Source organism: Streptomyces sp. BE20 (genome assembly GCF_036322525.1).
Lineage (GTDB): Bacteria > Actinomycetota > Actinomycetes > Streptomycetales > Streptomycetaceae > Kitasatospora.
The window spans coordinates 170,838-192,531 of record NZ_JAQYWW010000939.1 but is presented as its reverse complement, the minus strand read 5'-3'; the positions used below and the strand labels follow the sequence as shown (position 1 = coordinate 192,531).

Sequence of the window (21,694 nt, the reverse complement as noted above, 5' to 3'; positions counted from 1 at the left end):
GTTGCCGAACCGATCGCCGTGCGGTAGGCATTCACTCGGCGGACGGGGGTAGCCGGGCGAAGCCATGGTGGCGAACCGAGGGAGGAGGGGTCCCGTGTTCCGGATCATCGAGGACGTCGTCGAGGCGTGCATCATCGGGCCCGAGCTGAGGAGGGTCCTGCTGGAGCTGCGCTACGACACCGGTGACCCCTTCGCGATGTCGGTCGGGTTCGGCGCCGAGGCGGCGCTGGACCCGGAGGGGCGGCTCTGCTGGACGGCGGCCAGGGAACTGTTCGGCCAGGGGCTGAGCGCCCCGGCGGGCCGCGGGGACCTGCGCGTCCGCCCGTGGCAGCCGGGGACGGTGGGCGTGGAGTTCCACGGCGACGACGGCTGGGCGATCCTGGTCCTGGGGGCGGACGACCTCACGGCCTTCCTGCGCCGGACCTGGCAGGCGGTGCCCCCGGGCACCGAGCACCTGCTGACCCACTGGCCGGACACGGTGGCCGAACTGACCGGTGAGCCCGGCTGATCGCGGCGGGCTCACCGTGGTGGGGCGGACGCGGTGGCGGATCCCGCCCGGTCCCGCCCGGTCCCGCAGGGGCCGGTCCGGGAAAGTCCGATCCGGTGAAGTCCGCGGCGGTCCGGCCGACATGCCCCGGAGGTTCCGGGGCAGACGGGCTTGTGAGCGGCGACCGCCCTGCGGTCGCCGGCCCGTCGGAGGAGGGATTCCGCGATGACCAGGATCGAGCAGTCCGTCGAGGTCGACGTGCCGCTGGCGGCGGCCTACGAGCAGTGGACGCGGCTGGAGGAGTTCCCGCAGTTCATGCGGGGCGTGGTCGGCATCGACCGGCTCGGTGAGGGGCGCACGCGCTGGGTGGTGGACGTGGCGGGCGCGCGCCGCGAGTTCGAGGCCCGCACCACCGAGCTGGTGCCCGACGAGCGGTTGGCCTGGGCGGCCGTCGCCGGAGAGGTGCGGCAGTCCGGGGTGGTGACGTTCCACCGCCTGGGTGAGCAGGCGACCAGGGTCATGCTGCAACTGGAGGTCGAGCCGCACGGCCTGATCGAACGGGTGGGGGAGGCGCTCGGCTTCGTCGACCGCCGGGTGATCGACGACCTCCACGACTTCAAGGCGCACGTCGAGTCCCGCTGGGACGTCGGGGCGGAGCACGACCGCCACCAGCGTTCCTGAGGGTGCCGGGGGAGGGCCGGGGCGGGACGACCCGCCGCAACCGGCCCTGCCCGTACGGGGTCTGCCGCACCCGGGGGCACCACCGAATCCCCACCCCCCGGCACCGAATCCCCACCCGCCCACCTGAACCCGTCCTGGATTTCCCGCACCGCCCGACCTTCCGTCACGCATCGTTCACGTCCCGGTCGCCGGCCTTCGGATGAATGGGCCCGGCCCCACAGTTGTACAGCCAACTGTCAGTGGGTCGACCCTCCCCAGCCCCCGTCACCAGCCGTGGACGGGCCAGGTCCGACGCCCCCCGCCGGCCGGCCCGAGCGGCGGACAGGACAACCGTGGCCACCGGCAGCACCCTGAGCCTCGCCATCCCCCCGAGTCCCGCCCTCCCCGTCGAAGGCGACCGCCTCACCTTCCACTGGACCACCGACGCACCCGACGCCAAGAACTGGGTCGGCATCTACGACGGCGACCGCAGGCCCGGCACCGGAAGTTCGCTGCTCTGGAAGTACACACCGGCCGGATCCGGTGACGTCCAGCTCGACACCTCGGCGCTCACCGGCGGCCCGTACACGGCCTACCTGCTGGCGAAGGACGGCTACGGCGTCCTCGCGCAGACCGCGCCGTTCACCTTCCGCCCCAAGCCGGCCGTGGTCCGTCCGCACGCCGCGGTGGACGCGCTCACCGCCACGCCCGTCGCGCCCGGCGCCGCCGTCAGCGTCCGGCTCGGCGGCCTCTGGTCCCGGCCGGCCGGGAACCCGCCCGGCAGCGCGGCGTTCCGGAAGATCAGCGGCCCCGCCTGGCTCGCCGTCGGCGCCGACGGCACGGTCACCGGCACCGCCCCGGCCGGCCGGCCCGCGCGGGACCCGGAACTCCTCGTCGTCGGCGTCAAGGACGGCGCGGGCGCCACCGACACCGTCACCGTGCAGGTCCCGGTGGCCGACCCGGCAGGTCCGCTCCGGCTGAAGACGGCCTCCTGGAACCTCGCCGACGCGGGCGCGGCCTTCACCGACGCGGTGGAGAAGCAGCTGCGCGTGGTCCTCGCCCAGGGCCTGGATGTGCTCGGCCTCCAGGAGACGGCCGGCAGTGCCGCCCGGACGCTGGCCGACGCGCTCGGCTGGCATGCCTACCAGAGCCCCGGCAGCGTCGGGATCCTCAGCCGCTACCCGCTCACCGCGGTCACCCCGCCCACCGCGGACGTTCCCGCCGCCGGTGCCACCCTCCAACTCCCCGGCGGTCGCACCGTCCGGTTCTGGGCCGCGCACCTCGACGAGTCGGACTACGGCCCGTACGCCGTCCAGGACGGGCGGACCGCCGCCCAGGTCGTCGCCGCCGAGAACGGCTCGCTCCGCCTGCGGCAGGCGAAGGCACTGGCCGCCGCGCTCGCCGCCGACGCCGCCGCCGGTGTCCCGGTGGTGCTCGCCGGGGCGCTCGCCTCGCCCTCCCACCTGGACTGGACGGCCGCCACCGCCGCCGCGCACGGGGGAGCGGGCCCGGTCGCCTGGCCGGTCACCACGGCGCTCCAGGCCGCCGGCCTGACCGACACCTTCCGGGAGGAGTACCGCGACCCGGCCAAGGCGGCCGGTGTCACCTGGTCGCCGACCCGCAGGCAGCGCGCCGCCGGGAAGGCCGAGCCGCAGGACCGGATCGACTACGTCCTCCACCGGGGCCCGCTGAAGCTGGTCGAGGCGCACACCCTGGTCGCCGACTGGCCCGCCACCGGCACCGACCCGGCCGCGCTCGCGGCCAACCAGTGGCCCTCCGACGCCGCCGCTGCCGTCGCCACCTTCCAGCTCTGAAAGGCCGGTCCGCGATGTCCGAGCTTTCCCGCCGTACCTTCGTCGGCGCCACCGCGGCCGCCGGCGCCGCCGCCCTCACCGGCCTGCCCGCCACCTCCGCCACGGCGGCCCCCGCGCCGGGGCGTCTCACCGGCACCGTCAAGGACGTCCGTCACGTCGTCGTGCTGATGCAGGAGAACCGCAGCTTCGACCACTACTTCGGCACCCTGAACGGCGTGCGCGGCTTCGGCGACAAGCAGGCGCTGCAGTTCCCGGACGGCGCCGACGTGTTCCGCCAGCCCGACCCGCGCCGCAGCGACGGCGGTGCGATGCTGCCGTACCGGATGGACACCTCCAAGTACAACGCCCAGAACGCCGGCGGCCTGCCGCACGACTGGGCCACCGGCCACCAGGCGATCAACAACGGCGCGATGAACAAGTGGATCGCCGCCAAGGGCGAGCGCACCATGGGCTACTTCTCGCGTGAGGACATCCCGTACCAGTACGCGCTGGCCGACGCGTTCACCCTCTGCGACGCCTACTTCACCTCGCTCGCCGGTCCGACCGACCCCAACCGCCTCTACCTGTGGACCGGCACCGCCGGCCCGGGCCGCGACGGCACCACCGGCCCCTGGATCGACAACACGCCGGTCACCGACAACCCCGTCGCCGACTGGACCACGTACGCGGAGCGGCTGGAACAGGCGGGCGTGACGTGGCGCGTCTACCACAACCCCAGCAAGGACGACCGCACCGGCGACTACGACGACAACGCACTTTCGTACTTCCGGCAGTTCCACGCCTTCCCGAAGGACGACCCGCGGTACGTCAACGCGATGACCACGTTCGACCCGGCCGCCTTCGACGCCCACTGCAAGGACGGCTCCCTGCCGACCGTCTCCTGGCTGGTCGCGCCCTACCTGTTCTCCGAGCACCCCGAGGCCGGTCCGGCGTACGGCGCGCACTGGGTGAACCAGGCGCTGCAGTCGCTGATGTCCAACCCGGAGGTGTGGAAGCACACCGTCTTCCTCGTCATGTACGACGAGAACGACGGCTACTTCGACCACATGGTCCCGCCCACCCCCGAGCCCGGCACCCCGGAGGAGTTCACCCAGGGCCGCGCCATCGGCCTCGGCAACCGTGTCCCGCTCTGGGTCGCCTCGCCCTGGTCGCGCGGCGGCTGGGTCAACTCCCAGGTCTTCGACCACACGTCCGTCCTGCGCTTCATGGAGCAGGTCACCGGGGTCGCCGAACCCAACATCTCCGCCTGGCGCCGGGCCGTCTGCGGCGACCTCACCAGTTGCTTCGACTTCGCCGCACCGAACCACTCGATACCGCAACTCCCGGACACCACGGCCCTGATGGCCCGGGCCGACGCGGGTACCAAGCTTCCGGGCGTCCAGCTCCCCGCCACCGGTGCCCAGTCGATGCCCGTCCAGGAGCGCGGCGACCGGCCGCACCGCCACCTGCCGTACCAGCCCTGGGCCGACGTGGAGGTCGACCGGCGGACCGGCCGAGTCACCTGCACCATGACCAACGACGGTTCCGTCGCGTTCCCGTACACCGTCTACCCGAACATCCTCCACCCGTTCGCCGGCACGCCGTTCACCGTGGCGCCGGGCGCCTCGGCGACGTACCTGTGGGAGGCCGCGTCGACCAACGGCCGCTACGACTTCACCGTCCACGGCCCCGACGGCTTCGTCCGCCGCTTCGCCGGCACCGTGGTCCGGGACGGTGTGAACGGCCCCGCCGGCGTGAACGGGGCGAACGGGCCGGTCCACCCCGACGGACAGAACGACGTCGGCGTGCCGATCGTCACCGCCGACCTCTCCGGCTCCCGGCGGCTCACCCTGCAACTGGTCAACGACGGCATGACGGACGTCTGCTTCACCGCCGTGCCGAACGACTTCGCCGGCACCGCGCAGACCGTCCGGGTCAAGCCGGGCAAGCAGACGAACCTCGTCTGGCCGCTGGACAAGGAGGGCCGGTACGACGTGGTGGTCAACGCGGCCACCGGGCTGCGGTTCACCCAGCGGTACGCGGGATGGGTGCACTGAGCACCTGACGGGCGGCCGGTGACCACGGCAGGTGGCCACCGGCCCCCGGGGACGCCTGACCGGGGCGCCTGACCGGGGCGCCGAACCGGTGACCCCCGGCCGTGGCGCCGCCGCCCGGCCGGGGGCCCGCCGCTACCGTCGGCTCCATGCAGAACATCACTCCGTGCCTCTGGTACGACGACGCCGCCGAGGAAGCCGTCCGCTTCTACACCTCGATCCTCCCCGACTCCCGGATCACGGGGGTCACCCACTACGGTGAGCCGGGCCCCGGCGTCCCCGGCCGGGTCCTGACCGTCAGCTTCGAACTCGGCGGCCGGCCGTTCGTCGCCCTCAACGGCGGCCCGTTGTTCCCGTTCACCGAGGCGGTCTCGCTCCAGATCGAGTGCGACGACCAGGCGGAGGTCGACCGGCTCTGGGAGGCGCTCCAGGAGGGCGGCGGCCAGGAGAGCCAGTGCGGCTGGCTCAAGGACCGCTGGGGCTTCAACTGGCAGGTCACCCCGCGCGTGCTGCTCGACCTGGTCAACGATCCGGACCGGGCCAAGGCCGACCGGGTCTTCGCGGCGATGCTGCAGATGAAGAAGATCGACATCCAGCAGCTGCTCGACGCCGCCCGCGGCTGACCCCGGCGCACACCCGCCCCTGCCCGCCCCTGAACTCCCCTTCCCCGGACGGACCTCCCTGACGGCCCGTCCTCCCGTCCTCTCGCCCCGTCATCCCGTCCGTCAGCTCCGCTTCCGCCGCAGCCGGCCGGACCGCAGGCGCTCGCCCCGGACCAGCCGGCGCAGCCAGGCGAGCCGGGAGAACCGCTCCCGGTTCGCCACCGAGGCCCGGTCCAGTTCCTCCATCAGCCGCCGGCTGCGGTGCTCCAGGTCCAGTTCGTCGAGGATCCGGTCCACCTCGGCCAGCAGGGCGCCGTGCAGCTGCCAGGCCTCCGGATGCTCGCGGACCCGGTCGAGCAGCAGCCGGGCCACGTTCTCCCGGCTCGCCCAGGCGGCCGTCAGCTCGGCGGTCAGCCGCTGCTCGGCCTCCTCGGCGTTCCGGCTGACCTGGGTGGTGACCAGGACGGCGAAGCTCACCAGCGCGCCGCCGATGTGCGCGAGCAGCTCCTCCAGCGCCACCGCGACGTCCGGGGCGACCAGCGGCTCGCCGGGCGGGCGCCGCTTGGCGAGGTCGGTGAGCGACCGGGCGAGGACCCGGATCACCACCACGCAGATCTCCAGGGTGTCCAGGCCGGTCCGCAGCACCAGCCGGGAGAGCAGCCCCTCGCTGATCCGGGGGTTGAGCCGCAGGCTGTCCTCGGCCTGCCGGAGCGCGGCGTCGACGTCGGCGATCGCCTGGTCGAGCCGGCGCGCCTCGTGCAGCCGTTCGGCGGCGTGGGCGACGGGGGTGGGGCGGTCGAGCTGCTCGGCCAGGTCGAGCAGCAGCTGCCGGGCCCGGCGGGCGAGGTCCTCGATCGACTCGCCCGCCGTGTCGACCCACACCGGTGGCGCGAACAGCAGGTTGAACAGCAGTCCGACGACCGCGCCGATCAGGGTCTCCAGGACCCGGTCCCAGGCCTGGGAGGCGAGTTTGGTGACGCCCAGGATCAGCATCGCGCTGATCGCGACCTCCTGGACGAACTCGTCCACCCGGACGAACCGCCCGACGACCAGGGAGGCGAGGATGACCAGCCCCAGGCTCCACCAGGAGAGCCCGACCACCGAGCTGAAGCCGATCGCGATCAGCACCCCGACCACCACCGAGTTGACCCGGCGGATGCTGGTCGTCAGCGTCGAGTAGACGGTGACCTGGACGACCAGCAGCGCCGTGAGCGGCGCGGTCAGCGGGGCGGGCTCGCTGCTCAGCCAGGTCGCCACCACGTAGGAGAGGGTGGCGGCGACGGTCGCGCGGACGGTCTGGACGACGAAGGGCTCGCGCGTGCCGCGGCGGACCGCGGCGGCGACGGAGTCCGGTAGCAGGGACATGCGGACCTTCTTCCCCGAAGCGCCGGTTCACACCACCCCGGGTCGTCCGACCGCCCTGTGCCCTCAGGGGCGGGGGCGCCGGTCCCGCAGCAGCTTCCACGGCGCGAGGGCGGACTCGACCTGCACGGAGAGGCTCATCTTGGACGCGCCCTTGACCCGCTCCTCGAAGCGGATCGGCACCTCCTTGACGGTGAGTCCGCGCTGCACCACCCGGTAGTTCAGCTCGACCTGGAACGAGTACCCGTTGCTGTTCACCGAGGACAGGTCGATCGCCCGCAGGGTCTCCGCCCGCCAGGCCTTGAAGCCGGCGGTGGCGTCCCGCACGCCCAGTCCGAGGATGGTGTTCACGTAGAAGTTGGCCCAGCTGGAGAGCGCCTTGCGGTGCCACGGCCACTCCGCGGCGGTCGAGCCGCCCGGCACGTACCGGGAGCCGAGCACCACGGCCGTGTCGTCGGCCAGCAGGGTCTCCACCATGGTCGGGAGGACGGCCGCCGGGTGGGACAGGTCGGCGTCCATCTGGACCACCACGTCCGCGCCCTGCTCCAGGGCCAGGGTCATGCCCGCGACGTAGGCCCGGCCGAGGCCGTCCTTCTCGGTGCGGTGCAGCACCCGGACGCGGCCGTCGGATCCGGCGGCGAGCTCGTCCGCGATCTTGCCGGTGCCGTCGGGCGAGTTGTCGTCGACGACCAGGAGGTGGAGGTCGGGCAGGTCGAGGTCGGCGAGCAGTCCGGCGAGGACCGGAAGGTTCTCCCGTTCGTTGTAGGTGGGTACGACCACAACGACCTTCGGGGAGGCCTCGACCATGTTCTGTCCCTCGCGTGCTCTCCGGCCGGTGCCGCGCAGTGGCACCGGTTCGGACGGATGTCCGGTACTACGGCCGTGCGAGTCTATCCGCGGCGGTTCGTAGGCTGTCCCGGTGGTCCGGCCACCGGTCGGGCGGGCACGTCCCGAGGGCCGGCCGGAGTCCGCAAGGGTGCCGCGGACGGACCGGCCGGCGCACCGTCACCGGCCTAGCGGGACCGGCGGGAGCTCCAGGCGGGGGCGACGATCGCGACCAGCGCGACGGCGAAGCCGATCTGCAAGAGGTGCCGGATCCAGTCGATGCCGGAGGTGTGGCGGACGCCGATCCAGCCGGCCATCGCATTGCCCAGCCAGGCGCCGGCCGCGCCGAGCAGCATGGTGAGCCACCACGGGATCGACTGCGGTCCGCGGAGGATCAGTTTGGCCAGCACCCCCAGCACGAAGCCGATGAGCAGAATCCACAGGAGCTGGAACATCGCATTCCACCTTTCGAGGCGCGTTTCCCCATGATCGCCCGAACGGCCCGGACCGGCACCTCGACCGCGTGGTCACGCCCCTCGATCCCGTCAGCCTGCCTTCCCGCCCGCCGGGCCCGCACCACCGCCGCCCCCGCTCAGCGCGGCTCCGTTCGCCGGGTCGAAGACGTGGAGCCGTTCGGTGTCGATCCACAGCTCCAGCGGGGCCCCTTCGGCCGCCCGGGTGGCGGTGCCGATCCGCGCCACGACCTCCCGCCCGGGCGCCCCGGCACCGGCCTCCCGCTGCTGCGCGCCGAGCTCCTCCAGACCGCCCCCGACGACCGGATCACCCTCGACGGTGAAGTGCACGAACACGTCCGAGCCCACCGACTCCACGACCTCGACCCCGACCGTGACGGTCGCTCCGCCGACCGGGTGCTCCAGCAGTGCGGCGTCCTCGAAGTGCTCCGGGCGGATGCCGACCACCACCTCGCGCGGCGCGTCGGCGGCCGTGAGGCCCCGGCGCAGCCGGTCGCCCACCGGCAGGTCGCCGAGCGCGGTGCGCAGCACGCCCTCCTCCAGCCGTCCGTGCAGCAGGTTCATCCCGGGCGAGCCGATGAAGCCGGCGACGAACAGGTTGGCCGGCTCGTCGTAGAGCCGCTGGGGCGCGCCGACCTGCTGGACGACGCCCGCGCGGAGCACCACCACCCGGTCGCCGAGCGTCATCGCCTCGACCTGGTCGTGGGTGACGTAGACGGTGGTGGTGCCGAGGCGGCGCTGGAGCCGGGAGATCTGGGTGCGCATCTGCACCCGCAGCTTGGCGTCCAGGTTGGAGAGCGGTTCGTCCATGAGGAACGCCTTGGGGTCGCGGACGATCGCCCGTCCCATGGCGACGCGCTGGCGCTGCCCGCCGGAGAGGAGGGCGGGTCGGCGGTCGAGGTGTTCGGTGAGGTCGAGGATCCGGGCGGCCTCCTCGACCTTGGCGGCGACGACGGCCTTGTCGGTCCTGGCGAGCCGCAGCGCGAAGCCCATGTTCTGGCGGACGGTCATGTGCGGGTAGAGCGCGTAGCTCTGGAACACCATCGCGATGTCGCGGTCCTTGGGCGCGCGGTCGTTGACCACCTGCCCGCCGATCCGCAGGGTGCCCCCGGTGATGTCCTCCAGGCCGGCGATCATGTTGAGGGTGGTGGACTTCCCGCAGCCCGAGGGGCCGACCAGGATGACGAACTCACCGTCCGCCACGGTCAGGTCGACGTCGCGGACGGCGACCGAGCCGTCCGGGTAGCGCTTGGTGATGCCGTCGAGGACGATCTCGGCCATGGGTTCTGGTCACCCCTTCACTGCGCCGGCGGTGAGGCCGGCCACGATGCGGCGCTGGAAGAACAGGACGAAGAGCACGATCGGCACCGTGATCACCACGGCCGCGGCGGCGATCGAGCCGGTCGGCTGCTGGAACTGGGAACTGCCGGTGAAGAAGGCGATCGCGGCCGGGACGGTCCGGGCCGCGTCGGTGGAGGTCAGCGAGATCGCGAAGAGGAAGTCGTTCCAGCAGAAGATGAAGACCAGGATGCCGGTGGTGAACACCCCGGGCGCGGCCAGCGGGGCGATGACCAGGCGGAACGCCTGGGCGGGTGTCGCGCCGTCCACCTTGGCGGCCTTCTCCAGGTCCCACGGGATCTCCCGGAAGAAGGCCGACAGGGTGTAGATCGCCAGCGGCAGCGAGAAGGTCATGTAGGGGATGATCAGCCCGAGCCAGGTGTCGAAGAGGCCGAGCACGCGCTCGATCTCGAAGAGCGGCGAGACCAGGGAGATCGGCGGGAACATCGCGATCAGCAGGGACATCCCGATCAGCAGCCGCTTCCCGGGGAAGCGCAGCCGGGCCACCGCGTAGGCCGCCATGGTGGCGAGCACGAGGGCGAGCGTGGTGGCGATCACCGCGATGCCGATCGAGTTGACGAGGGCCCGGGTGAACTCCGAGGTGCGGAAGATGCCGCGGTAGTTCTCCAGCGTCCAGCTGCGCGGGACGAAGTCGCCGTCGGACAGGGTGCCCGGGTCCTTGAACGACAGTGCGGCGATCCACCAGACCGGGAACAGCGCGTACAGCACCACCACCAGGTTGACCACGCCCCAGCCGGTCCGGGCACGGGCCTGGCGGGCGGTCACCGGCGCTCCGTCGCGCCGCCGGGCGCGGCGGCGCCGAAGACCTTGACGAAGACCAGGGCGATCGCCGCCACGCAGAGGAAGATCAGCACCGAGATCGCCGAGCCGATCCCCAGGTTGAGCGCGGTGAAGAGGTTGTCGTAGCCGAGGATCGACACCGAGCCGGTGTCGTTGGCACCGCCGGTCAGCACGTAGATGTTGTCGAAGATCCGGAACGCGTCCAGGGTGCGGAACAGCAGGGCCACCAGCACGGCGGGCTTCATCAGCGGCAGGACGACCAGCCGCAGCCGTTGCCCGAAGCCGGCGCCGTCGACCATCGCGGCCCGGACGGTCTCGGTGGGCACCAGCGCCAGCCCGGCCAGCAGCAGGAGCGCCATGAACGGGGTGGTCTTCCACACCTCGGCCAGGATGATCAGCCCGATCGCCGGCCAGTGCTCGGTGAGCGGGGCGCTGCCCTCCGGGAGCAGCGCCGCCAGGTAGCCGGTGCCCGGCGTCCAGGCGTACTGCCAGGAGTAGGCGGCGACCACCGTCACGATGCCGTACGGCACCAGCACCGCCGTGCGCACCAGGCCCCGGCCGACCACCGCCCGGTGCATCACCAGCGCCAGGGCCAGGCCGAGCACCAGCTCGACGGTGACCGAGACGGCGGTGATCAGCACCGTCACCCCCAGGGCCTGCCACCAGTACGGGGAGGAGAGCACGGCCCCGTAGTTGGCGAGCCCGACGAACGAGGCCCGGTCCGGGAAGCGCAGGTCGTAGCGCTGGAGCGAGAGGTACACGGCGTAGCCGACCGGATAGGCCGTCACGAGGGTCATCACCAGCACGGCGGGGGCGCACAGCAGCCAGCCGAGCCGGCGCTCCTCCCGGGAGCCGGCCGACCTCCGGCCCGGCGGTGCGTCCGGGCGGGGCGGGCGGGCGGTGGTGGCGGTCATGGGATCAGCCCCTTCGAGCCGAGCGCGTCCCTGATCTGGCCGGAGAGCGCCGCGACGGTGCGTTCCGGGTCGACCGCCGAGGGCGGCGAGAGGGCGTGCGCGACGGCGATCGAGACGTTCTGGTACGCGGGCGTCTGCGGCCGTACCGAGGCGGTGTCCAGGGCCGCCAGGACGTCGGCGGCGAACGGGTAGCTGTCGGTGAGCTCGGCGGCGGTGTACAGGCTGCGCAGGGAGGGCGGCAGACCGCCCTTGAGCGCGTTGGTCAGCTGGTTGTCGCGGTTGCGCAGGCAGAGGGTGGCCTCCTGGGCCAGGTCGGGGTGGTGGGAGTAGGCGCCGACGGCCAGGTCGATGCCGCCGATGGTGACGGTGGCGGGCCGTCCCGGGACGACGGCGGGGTAGGGTGCCCAGCGGAAGTGCGGGAACAGTTCGGGCTCGTTGGCCTTCATCGACGGGTAGACGAAGGGGTAGTTGAGCTCGAAGGCGGCGGTCCCGGACTCCGTCGCCAGCCGGTTCTGGTCCTCCATCTGGTTGGCGAGCGAGGGGTCGGCGGCGGGGGAGCGGGCCAGGTCGCGAATGACCTGCGCGGCGGCGACGGCCGGCTCGCCCAGCGACGGCGCGGACGCGTCCGGGGTGAGGATCGACCCGCCGGCGCTGGTGACCAGGGTGTTGAACCAGACCGTCAGACCCTCGTACTGGGCGCCCTGGGTCTCGACGAAGTGGGGCTTGCCCTCGGCGGCCAGTTGCCGGGCCCGGTCGAGCAGTTCGGCCCAGGTGCGCGGTGCGCTGGGGACCAGGTCGTCGCGGTACCAGAGCAGTTGGGTGTTGGAGTTGTACGGGACGGCGTAGAGCCGGTCCTTCCAGGTGGCGGTGCGCAGGGCGGCGGCCAGGGTGTCCTCGCTCGCCCGCTCCCGCAGCGGGCCGGTCCACTCGCGGGCCCAGCCGGCCTCGGCGAACTCGGCGGTCCAGGTGACGTCCAGCCCCATGATGTCGACGCCGCTGTCGTGCGCGGCGAGCCGGCGGACCAGCTGCTGGCGCTGGCCGTCGGCGGTGCGCGGCAGCTTGTTGTAGCGGATCGTGTAGCGGCCGCCGGAGGCGCTGCCGCAGGAGTCGGCGGCCTGCTGGAGCGCGCCCGAGTCGTCGGGGAAGTTGTACCAGTCGAGGGTGACCGGGCCGTTCCCGGTTCCGTTCCCGGCGCCGCTGCCGCAGGCGGCGAGCGCCCAGGTGAGCAGCAGGACCAGGACGAGCGCGGTGCGGTCGCGGACTCCGGTCATCGTGGTCCCTCCCGTCGGCGGCCTGCGGGTGGCCACGCTAGGCGGTCGGGCCGGAGGGGCCCGGAGCCGGCGACGGGACACACCCGGGGACCGCCCGCGCGGCGTAAAGCCCGGCCCGGCGCGGTCGTCGGGCCGGGCCTCACACCGCGGTCAGGGCGCCGGGACGAGGGTGGAGCCGATGAGGTGTTCGGCCAGGCCGGTCCGGCCCGCCTCGCGGTACCAGCGGCGCTGGCGGTCGGCGCCGTTCCCGTTCTGCCGGAACGCCTGCCACAGGTCGGACACCCGGTCGGTGTCGCCGGCGGCGTCGAGACCGGGGGCGATCCGGGCCCACAGCTCCTCGATCACGGCGGCGGTGGGGCGGGCGACGCCGTCCAGCGGGGAGATCAGGGCGCCGTGCAGGCCGGCGTGGGCGGCGTGCCAGGTGGCGGCGCGCACCAGCTCGTCGGGCGTCTCCGGGCGCGGGCGCCCGGCCCGCTCGTCCAGGACCGCCGAGGTCACCAGGGCGCGGATCAGGCCGGCGAAGAGCTCGGCGTCCGCCACCGTCAGCTGGACGTCGGCCGCCCGCACCTCGACGGTGGGGTAGCGGGCGGAGAGGCGGGCGTGCCAGTACACCTGGCCCTCGTCGGTGATCGCCCCGGCGGTGAGCAGCGCGTCCACCCGGCGTCGGTGGTCGGCCGCGTCGCGGAAGAGCGGCGGCGGGCCGCTGACCGCCCACTGGTCGAACTGGACCGTGCGCCAGCTGGCGAAGTGGGTGTCGCGGTCGCGCCAGTACGGCGAGTTGGCGGCCATCGCGACCACGACCGGCAGCCAGGGGCGCAGCCGGACGAGGGCGCCGAGCCGCTCCTCCGGGTCGGGGATGCCGACGTGGACGTGCATGCCGTTGAGCATGAGGTCGTCCACCAGGGAGGGCGCCTGGCGGCGGGCCCGCCGGTAGCGGTCACCGTCGGTGACCGGGACGGGCCCGTCATGGCCGAACGGGGCAGCTCCGACGGGCACGACGCGGCAGCCGTTCCGCGCGGCCGCGGCGCTCAGTCCGGCGCGGATGCGGACCAGGTGGCGGGAGACCGCCGCGAGGTCCTCGCAGACCGGTGTGGCCGTCTCCACCTGCACCTGGAGCAGCTCGTGCTGGGCCTCGTCCGGCCGCAGCGCGGGCGCCAGGTCGGCGGCGGCCAGGACCTCGGCGGCGCGGGGGACGGGTGTCGCGTCCCGCGGGTCGATCAGTAGGTACTCTTCCTCGACTCCGAGTGTCAGCATGGCCTCCCGGCTACCCCGGCAGGCCGTTCCCACGCCGCGGACGGGCGGCGTCCCGGGCCGGCGGGAGGCCGGAGGGCGGGACGGACGCCCGGCAGGCGGGGTGGGTCCGCCTCCGGATCCGCCGGACGGCAGTCGTTTGGTGCTGCCGGGAGCGGTTAGGCGAGAGGCCGGCGCCCGGTTCCCGGAGGACTTCGCCGCCGGCCGCGAGGGCCGTCCCGGCGGGGCCGGTCCCCTGCCGTCCCGTCCCGTCCCGAACGACCGAAGGAGCTCCCGCATGCACACGACCCAGGCGTCCCCGCTCGGCCCCGGCTCCGACCTGGCCGACCTCGGCGAACTCGCCCAGCAGCTCCGGGTGGACGCGGTCCGGGCCGGCACCGCCGCCGGCTCCGGGCACCCCACCTCGGCCCTGTCCGCCGCCGACCTGGTGGCCGTGCTGGCCGCCCGCCACCTGCGCTACGACTGGGAGGACCCGGCGAACCCGGGGAACGACCACTTCGTCCTCTCCAAGGGCCACGCCTCGCCCCTGCTGTACGCGATGCTCCGGGCCGCCGGAGCGATCTCGGAGGACGAACTCCTGACCACCTACCGGCGCGCCGGGGCCCGCTTGCAGGGCCACCCGACGCCGGTGCTGCCCTGGGTGGACGTGGCCACCGGCTCGCTCGGCCAGGGGATCGGCTACGGGGTGGGGATCGCGCTGGCCGGCCGGGACCTCGAACACCGGCCGTACCACGTCTGGGTGCTGTGCGGGGACGGCGAGATGGCCGAGGGGTCGGTCTGGGAGGCCCTGGACGCGGCAGGGCGCCACCGGCTCGCCAACCTCACCGTGATCGTCGACGTCAACCGCCTCGGCCAGTCGGGCCCCACCGCACTGGGCCGGGACGTGGACGCCTACGCCCGGCGGATCGAGGCGTTCGGGTGCCGCGCCCTGGTCGTCGACGGCCACGACCCGGCCGCCGTGGACGAGGCGCTGCGGACCGCCGCCGACGGCCTGCAGCCGACCGTGGTGGTCGCCGGCACGGTGAAGGGCCGGGGCTTCGCCGAGGTGGAGGACGCCGAGGGATGGCACGGCAAGCCCTTCCCCGAGGACATGGCCGCGCGGGCGGTCGAGGAACTGGGCGGGGTCCGCCACCTGAGGGTCCGCGGCCCGAGGCCGCCCGCCGTACCGGCCCCGATTCCGGCTCAGACACCCGCCCCGGTCCCGATTCCGGCTCAGGCCCGGACACCGGCCCCGGGCGCGACGCCCGCCCCGGTCGGCACCGGCCGCCCGGTGGAGCTGCCGGTCTTCGAGGTCGGCGACGAGGTGGCCACCCGGGCGGCGTACGGCCGGACCCTGGTCGCGCTCGGCGACGCCCGCCCGGAGGTGGTGGTCCTGGACGCCGAGGTCGGCAACTCCACCACCACCGAGGACTTCGCCGAGGCCCACCCGGACCGGTTCTTCCAGTCGTACATCGCCGAACAGCAGATGGTGGCCACCGCCGTCGGGATGGCCGTCCGCGGCTACCGGCCCTACGCCACCACCTTCGCCGCGTTCCTCACCCGGGCGCACGACTTCGTCCGGATGGCGGCCGTCTCCCGGGTGGACCTGGCGCTGTGCGGGACCCACTGCGGGGTGGAGATCGGCCCCGACGGCCCCTCCCAGATGGGGCTGGAGGACCTCGCGATGATGCGGGCCGTCCGGGGCTCCACGGTGCTGTACCCCGCCGACGCGACCTGCACCGCCGCTCTCACCGCCACCATGGCCGACCTGGACGGGATCTCCTACCTGCGCGCCACCAGGGGCGCCCACCCCGTCCTCTATCCCGAGGACGAGACCTTTCCCGTCGGCGGATCCAAGAACCTGCGGGGCGGCGGGGAAGGGGACCGGGTGACTCTGCTCGGCGCCGGTGTCACCGTCCACGAGTGCCTGAAGGCCGCCGACCGGCTCGCCGAACTCGGCGTCGCGACCCGGGTGATCGACCTCTACTCGGTCAAACCACTGGACGCCGCCGCCGTACGGCGCGCCGCCCAGCAGACCGGGGCCCTGGTCGTCGTCGAGGACCACCACCCCGAGGGCGGCCTCGGCGAGGCGGTGCTCACCGCGCTCGCCGGCGAACGGCACGGCCCGGCCGTCGCGCACCTGGCGGTCCGCACCCTGCCCGGCTCGGGCACCTCCGCCGAACTCCTCGCCGAAGCCGGCATCGACGCCGACGCCATCACCTCGGCGGCCCTCGACGTGACCGGTGCGAGGCAGACGGCCTGACCGGCCGGCAGCCGGCGGCCGGTCAGGCCGCCGGCCCCACACCCGGACCGGCCGTGCGTCCGCCGCCCGGACGACCCTGGCGGGCGGGACGGTCGTGCCGATACGGTCTGGACCAGCGCGTCCGGCCGATCGGCCGCCGTCCCCCCTGTCCTGGCCCTTTCCGGGAGTCGTCATCAACACCCGATCCACCGTCAGCACCCCGCTCACGCTCACCGATCTGCTGGACGACCGGGCCGCCAGGCACCCGGACCGCACCGCGCTGCTGGCCCCCGGCCGCCCGGCGCTCGACTACCGCGGGTGGCGGGAGCGGGCGGTCCGCGCCGCCCACGGGCTCGCCCGGGCGGGCGTCCGGCCGGGGGAGCGGGTCCTGCTGTTGTTCCCCAACAGCGCGTGGGACGAGTACGCGGTGGCGTTCCTCGCCGTGCACTACGCCGGTGCGGCGGGCGTGGTGGTCCGCGAGGACCTCGGACCGGACGACACCGCGCGGCTGGCGGCGGCGAGCGAGGTGCGCCGGGCGGTGGCCGGCACGGCGGACGACCCCCGGGCGGAAGCGGCCGGCGTCCCCTGCCTGCGGCTTGCGGTGCTGGAGGCGGCCGACGGCCCCGACGAGCCGCCGCACCGGCCGGACCCGGAGGACCTCGCCCAGGTGATCGGCACCTCCGGAACCACCGGGGCGCCCAAGGGCGTCCACGCCGCCCACGCCAGCCTCACCGCCGGCCAGCGGCTCGACCCGCGCCCGCGCGCGTACGCGCACTCGGCGCACGCCGTCCAGGCCTTCCCGATCGGCACCAACGCGGCCCAGGTCGTCCTGGTCAACGCGCTCGTCGCCGCGCCCGCGACGATCTGCCTGCCGCGGTTCGACGCCGAGGAGTTCGGCCGGACCGTCGAGGAGTACCGGGCGGGCACCGTCTTCCTGGTGCCGTCCATGGCGGTCGAACTGCTCAACTCGGGCGTCGCCGCACGGCGTGACCTGAGCAGCGTGCTGCTGGTCAGCTCCTCCGCCGCCGCGCTCCCCGCCCCGGTCGCCGTCGCACTCCGCGAGGCGCTGCCCGGTGCCACCGTCGTCAACACCTACACCTCCGCCGAGGCCTCGCCGGCCCAGATATCCGCCGTCGTGGACGCCCGCCGACCCGGCTCGGTCGGCCGCCCCGCCAACCCGGCCGACCTGCGGCTGCTCGACGCTGACGGGCGCCCGGTGGGGCCCGGCACCGTCGGCGAGGTCTGGCTGCGCCAGCCCGGCCCGCCGCGCGGGTACGTGGCCGGGCGCGCGGCGTCCGACGCGGTCTTCCGGGACGGCTGGGTGCGGATGGGTGACCTCGGCCGGCTGGACACCGACGGCTACCTGTACCTGGTGGACCGCGAGAGCGACATCATCAAGTCCGGTGCGCTGAAGGTCTCCACGCTGCGGATCGAGGACGTGCTGCACGCCCACCCGCAGGTCGCCGACGCGGCGGCGCTGGGCGTCCCGCACGCCGTGATGGGCGCCGTGCCGGTCGCCGCCGTCGTGCCCGCCGCCGGCGGCCTGGACCTCGACGAGCTCCGGCTCTTCCTGAGTGCCCGGCTCGGCCGCGCCGAACTGCCGGTCCGGATCCTGGTCACCGACCGGCTGCCGCGCAACCCCAGCGGCAAGGTGGTCAAGCACGAACTGCGGGCCCGCTTCGAGGAACCGGCCGCCGACGACCCGGCCGCCCCCGGCACCCCGCCGGCCACCGACCGGGAGACCGCCCTGGCCGCCCTGTGGCGGAAGGTGCTGGGCCGTCAGGTCCGCGCCGTGGAGGACGAGTTCTTCGCCCTCGGTGGGGACTCCTTCCGCGCCGTCCAGCTGGCCGCCGCGATCACCGCCGAGTTCGGCGTCGCCGCGAGCACCGCCCTCGTCTTCGAACGGCCCTCGCTCCGCGCCCAGGCGGCCTGGCTCGACGACGCCCCGGCGGCCGTGGACGACCGGGCCCCGGCCGCCGTGGCCGAGGTCTCCGCCTACCTCCGGGAGCTGCGCGCCCAGCCGCACGACGTGCCGCTCACCTCGCAGCAGGAGAACTTCCTGCGCTGGACGGCCGAGGCCGAGGGCCGCAACGTGGGCTCCGTCGCCGTGATGTTCCGGGTCACCGAGGCGCTGCGCACCGACCTGCTGGCCGAGGCGCTGCGCGAGGCCGTACGCCGTCACCCGGCGCTGCGCACGCGCTTCGTGCCGGTGCCGGACGCCGCGCAGCCGGGGGTGCGGCGCGCGGTGGTCGACGAGCAGCCGGAGGTGGACGTCGTCCTCGTCGACGCCCCGGGCGAGAGTGACGACGAGGTCTCGGCCCGGCTGGTCGCCGTCCGTGACCGGCTCACCGACATCGGCGAGGGGCCGATGGCCTGCCTCGCCGTCGTCAGCCGGGGCGAGGACGACCACGCCGTGCTGCTGGCCGTGCACCACATCGTCGCGGACGGCTGGTCGGTCGGTGTGCTGCTGCGCGAACTGGGCGTCCTGTACTCGGCGTTGCGGCGGGGCCGCCCGGCCCCCGCGCCCCGGCCCGGGCCGGAGTACGCCGAGCTGGTCGCCTGGTCCAACGCCCACTGGGCGGCGTCCCGGGCCCACTTCGCCCGGACGCTGGCCGGGGCGCCGGAGGCGGTGCACCCCTTTCCCGGCCGTGCGGACACCGAGACGGTGCTGAGCGCCGCGCACCGCTTCGCCGTCCCGGCGGCGCGCGCCGAGGCGCTGCGTGCGCGGGCGACGGAGGCGGGCGCGACGCCCTTCCAGGCGCTCGCGGCGGTCTGGCTGGGCCTGCTCGCCGAGCGCAGCGGTCAGACCGACCTGGTGCTGATGACCCCGGTGCCGGGCCGGACCAGGCCGGAGGCGGAGCGGGCGATCGGCTGCTTCGTCCAGTCGCTGCTGCTCCGGATCGACGCCTCGGGCGCGCCCGGCTTCGCCGAACTGCTCGCCCGCGTCCGGGACACCTCGACGGCGGCGCTGGACCACCAGCTGTACCCGTTCGCCGAGTTCAGCCCGCAGGCGCCGTTCGCGGCCTGGCTCCGCTACGAGAGCTGGAGCGCCCCGGCGCAGCTGCCGGGCCTGGCCTGTGACGCCTGGGAGGTCCCGCGCAGCGCGACCGTCCCCTACCCGATGCCGGGGGGCGACCGCCACGTGCCGGAGCTGGCGGCCACCGAGCAGCCCGACGGCAGCCTGGTCTGCTGGCTCCGCTACAACGAGCACGCCTTCGCTCCGGAGGCCGTGGAGGCGTTGGCCGTCGCGCTGGAGGCCCGCCTGGCGGAGGCCGCCGGGGTCTAGGCCGTCTCCGGGGCGCTGCCCGACGGGGCCGGGGCGGGCTGCCCGTCGGGGCCGGGGCGGGCTGCCCGTCGGGGCCCGGAGCCGGTGCCCGTCCGGGCCGCGGTGCGGTGCCCGTCGGGGGCCGGGGTGCGGCCGTCCCGGAGCCGGTGCCCTGGGCAGCGGGGGCCGGCGGGGGCGTTCCCGGAGGGTTCACCGCCGTCGGTTCCGGCGGGCAGGCCGGACGGGTGGTCCACTTCGGCCGGTTAGCCTCTACGGGACCGTACATCCGTGCGATCCACGGAACAGGAGTCTCGCGCCACCATGCTCACCCAGGCCCCGGCCCGCCGTCGACCGCTCGGCACCGTCCCCCCTGCATCCCCACCGGCACCGTCGGCCGGGCCCGTTCGGCCCGTCCGCGGGTCGTCCGCCCGGCAGTCGCCCCGTCACCCCGTCGCGGGGAGCGGCCGATGAGGGGCCTCGCCGGACTCCGGCGCAACGGGGACTCGCCGTCGGACGGTGCGGACAGCCGCACCCGCCTCCGGAAGGCCCGCACGGGCGCGCTCGCCCTGGCGGTGACCGCCGCGCTGGCGGCCGGCCTGCTCTGGTGGCATCCGTGGAAGCCCGCCGCCGACCGGGAGAAGCCGTTGTCGTCGGCGTTCACCACGGCCACCGGCGGCTCGAACCGCTTCGGTACGGGCGGGCAGCTCTACCGCTACAAGGTGCGGGCCGAGAACGGGCTGAAGGAGAGCCCCGGGCGGTTCGCCGCCGAGGTCGACGCCGTCCTCGGCGATGTCCGGCGCGGCTGGGCCGCGGACGGCACCCGGTCCTTCCAGCGGATGGACGCCGACCCGGTCGACTTCACCGTCTACCTGGCGACCCCGGAGACCACCGACCGGATATGCGGCCAGTACGGGCTGGACACCGGTGGCTGGGTGAACTGCGGGGTGGGCCACCAGGTCGTCATCAACGTGACGCGCTGGCGGGAGCTCACCGAGTTCTACGCCGGGCAGCCCGAGCTGTACCACGCGCTCGCCGTCAACCACGAGGTCGGCCACGTCCTCGGCCTCGGCCACGTCGACTGCCCCGGGCCCGGCCAGCCGGCGCCGGTGATGATGCAGCAGATCAAGGGCCTGCACGGCTGCGTGCCCAACGGCTGGCCCTTCTCCGAGACCGGCACCCTCCTCACCGGCCCCCTCCTCCCGGCCGCCACCCCGGCGCCGTAGCGGAGCGGCCCCGTGCCGCCGCGGCCGTCTCCCCGTGCCGCGATCCCGGCCCCCTCCGACCCGCGTCGGAGGGGGCCTCGCGTCGGAGGGGGAATCACCTCTCGTGCGTCCAGGCGACGGCGGTCCGCACCTCGCGGAGTCGCCAGCCCGCCGGCGTCCGCGCGGCGGTGCAGGCCAGCCGCAGGCCGCTCGACAGATGGGGCGGCCGGCCGCTGCGGTAGAAGTAGACGAGCGAGTTCGCCGTGGCGGCCGCCCGGTCGCCGTCGACGTCCACCAGCAGGTCCGTGGTCACGTGCTGGGTGTGTTCCCCCTCGACCTCGGCCTGCCGCATGAATCCGACGAGCCCGTCGAGGCCGTGTATCTCGCCCGAGCGCGGGGAGTGCCCCGTCACGTCGGCGGTGAAGACGGTGTCCGCCTCCTCCCACCGCTTCTCGTCGAGCAGGCGTGCGAAACGGCTGAACAGGTCGGCGATCTCGATGCGGTCGGCGATCGGCGCGTTCGTGGACATGGCATCCCCTTTTGTTGGCGCGTCCAACATTGGCGCCGCCAACTGTACAGAGATCGATTGGCCGCGCCAACAATGTAGGGTGGCCGGCGTGGAAGAGACCCCCGTACACCTGACGGCGAAGCCGAGCTGGCTCCTCACCCAGGTGGCCGTGCACGCCCACCGGTTGGCGTCCGAAGGCTTCGGCGGGGTGGGAGCGCGCGGGTACCACTACCGGATCCTGGCCGCCCTGGACGAGTTCGGGGTGTCCAGCCAGGCCGAACTCGGCCGCCGGTGCAGCATGGACCGCAGTGACGTCGTGGCGGCGATCAACGAACTGGCCGAACAGGGCTGCGTCGAGCGGACGCCGGACCCGGACGACCGGAGACGCAACAGGGTGCACCTCACCCCGGCGGGCCGCCGGCACCTGCGACGCCTGGACCGGGCGCTGGACGCGGTGCAGGACGACCTCCTGGAACCACTCTCGGCCGAGGACAGGCAGACCCTGACCGGCCTGCTCACCCGCCTGCTCGCCCACCACCAACGGCCCTGAGGTCCGTCGTCGAACAGCCGGCCGTTCTCGCCCTCCGGGACCACCCCGCACAGCTGACCCCCGGCGAGCAGGCCCACCTCGTCGCAGCCCGGCCCCTGCTCGAAGTGTGCGTTCCGG

18 protein-coding genes are annotated in these 21,694 nt (G+C 74.3%); 9 read left to right on the top strand and 9 right to left on the bottom strand.

Annotated features, from left to right (window positions below; all coding sequences use genetic code 11):
* The first annotated feature begins 94 nt into the window (after positions 1–94).
* The 5 genes from PUR61_RS22825 to PUR61_RS22805 all read left to right on the top strand — a co-directional run bounded on the left by PUR61_RS22825 (position 95) and on the right by PUR61_RS22805 (position 5,617).
* Positions 95–508 (top strand): SsgA family sporulation/cell division regulator, encoded by a 414-nt coding sequence (locus PUR61_RS22825; protein WP_329881187.1) that lies wholly within the window; start codon positions 95–97, stop codon positions 506–508.
* Between the two features lie 204 nt (positions 509–712).
* Complete coding sequence (locus PUR61_RS22820) at positions 713–1,168, top strand: SRPBCC family protein (RefSeq protein ID WP_329881185.1); 456 nt, start codon at positions 713–715, stop codon at positions 1,166–1,168.
* 332 nt (positions 1,169–1,500) lie between these two features.
* The gene (locus tag PUR61_RS22815) at positions 1,501–2,961 is read left to right on the top strand and encodes an endonuclease/exonuclease/phosphatase family protein (protein ID WP_329881184.1); all 1,461 of its coding nucleotides are present in this window, start codon (positions 1,501–1,503) and stop codon (positions 2,959–2,961) included.
* Between the two features lie 14 nt (positions 2,962–2,975).
* On the top strand, positions 2,976–4,997 hold the full coding sequence (locus PUR61_RS22810; RefSeq protein WP_329881183.1) for a phosphocholine-specific phospholipase C: 2,022 nt from the start codon (positions 2,976–2,978) through the stop codon (positions 4,995–4,997).
* 146 nt (positions 4,998–5,143) lie between these two features.
* Positions 5,144–5,617 carry a VOC family protein gene (locus PUR61_RS22805; RefSeq protein ID WP_329881182.1) on the top strand — a complete coding sequence of 158 codons (474 nt, stop codon included), beginning with the start codon at positions 5,144–5,146 and terminating at the stop codon, positions 5,615–5,617.
* Between the two features lie 102 nt (positions 5,618–5,719).
* On the opposite strand, the gene PUR61_RS22800 is transcribed toward PUR61_RS22805, so the two are convergent.
* From PUR61_RS22800 to PUR61_RS22765, 8 genes are all read right to left on the bottom strand, one after another.
* Positions 5,720–6,961, bottom strand: a complete 1,242-nt coding sequence (locus PUR61_RS22800) for an aromatic acid exporter family protein (protein WP_329881180.1) — start codon at positions 6,959–6,961, stop codon at positions 5,720–5,722.
* Between the two features lie 63 nt (positions 6,962–7,024).
* The gene (locus PUR61_RS22795) at positions 7,025–7,765 is read right to left on the bottom strand and encodes a polyprenol monophosphomannose synthase (protein ID WP_329881179.1); all 741 of its coding nucleotides are present in this window, start codon (positions 7,763–7,765) and stop codon (positions 7,025–7,027) included.
* 206 nt (positions 7,766–7,971) lie between these two features.
* Positions 7,972–8,238: a GlsB/YeaQ/YmgE family stress response membrane protein gene (locus PUR61_RS22790; protein WP_329881178.1), complete on the bottom strand. Its 267-nt coding sequence runs from the start codon at positions 8,236–8,238 to the stop codon at positions 7,972–7,974.
* Between the two features lie 90 nt (positions 8,239–8,328).
* A complete protein-coding gene (locus PUR61_RS22785) occupies positions 8,329–9,537 on the bottom strand; it encodes an ABC transporter ATP-binding protein (protein ID WP_329881175.1) in 1,209 nt (402 codons plus the stop codon).
* 9 nt (positions 9,538–9,546) lie between these two features.
* Entirely contained in the window at positions 9,547–10,380 is an 834-nt protein-coding gene (locus tag PUR61_RS22780; protein ID WP_329881174.1) for a carbohydrate ABC transporter permease, read from the bottom strand.
* A complete protein-coding gene (locus tag PUR61_RS22775) occupies positions 10,377–11,309 on the bottom strand; it encodes a carbohydrate ABC transporter permease (RefSeq protein WP_329881172.1) in 933 nt (310 codons plus the stop codon). Before PUR61_RS22775 ends, PUR61_RS22780 begins: the two co-directional genes overlap by 4 nt.
* Positions 11,306–12,580 carry an ABC transporter substrate-binding protein gene (locus tag PUR61_RS22770; protein ID WP_329881171.1) on the bottom strand — a complete coding sequence of 425 codons (1,275 nt, stop codon included), beginning with the start codon at positions 12,578–12,580 and terminating at the stop codon, positions 11,306–11,308. Before PUR61_RS22770 ends, PUR61_RS22775 begins: the two co-directional genes overlap by 4 nt.
* A 150-nt stretch (positions 12,581–12,730) precedes the next feature.
* Positions 12,731–13,834, bottom strand: coding sequence for a carboxylate-amine ligase (locus tag PUR61_RS22765; protein ID WP_329881170.1), 1,104 nt, complete (start codon positions 13,832–13,834; stop codon positions 12,731–12,733).
* A 274-nt stretch (positions 13,835–14,108) separates the two neighbouring features.
* On the opposite strand from PUR61_RS22765, the gene PUR61_RS22760 reads away from it, so the two are divergent.
* The 3 genes from PUR61_RS22760 (at position 14,109) to PUR61_RS22750 (ending at position 20,540) form a co-directional block, all read left to right on the top strand.
* Complete coding sequence (locus tag PUR61_RS22760; protein WP_329881169.1) at positions 14,109–16,073, top strand: transketolase; 1,965 nt, start codon at positions 14,109–14,111, stop codon at positions 16,071–16,073.
* A gap of 94 nt (positions 16,074–16,167) precedes the next feature.
* The gene (locus PUR61_RS22755; protein WP_329881168.1) at positions 16,168–19,338 is read left to right on the top strand and encodes an AMP-binding protein; all 3,171 of its coding nucleotides are present in this window, start codon (positions 16,168–16,170) and stop codon (positions 19,336–19,338) included.
* Positions 19,339–19,784: 446 nt separating this feature from the next.
* A complete protein-coding gene (locus tag PUR61_RS22750) occupies positions 19,785–20,540 on the top strand; it encodes a DUF3152 domain-containing protein (protein WP_329881167.1) in 756 nt (251 codons plus the stop codon).
* Between the two features lie 94 nt (positions 20,541–20,634).
* On the opposite strand, the gene PUR61_RS22745 is transcribed toward PUR61_RS22750, so the two are convergent.
* A complete protein-coding gene (locus tag PUR61_RS22745; protein WP_329881166.1) occupies positions 20,635–21,048 on the bottom strand; it encodes a nuclear transport factor 2 family protein in 414 nt (137 codons plus the stop codon).
* 88 nt (positions 21,049–21,136) lie between these two features.
* Here PUR61_RS22745 and PUR61_RS22740 point away from each other — a divergent pair, with 88 nt between their 5' ends.
* On the top strand, positions 21,137–21,577 hold the full coding sequence (locus PUR61_RS22740) for a MarR family winged helix-turn-helix transcriptional regulator (protein WP_329881165.1): 441 nt from the start codon (positions 21,137–21,139) through the stop codon (positions 21,575–21,577).
* Positions 21,578–21,694 lie beyond the last annotated feature (117 nt).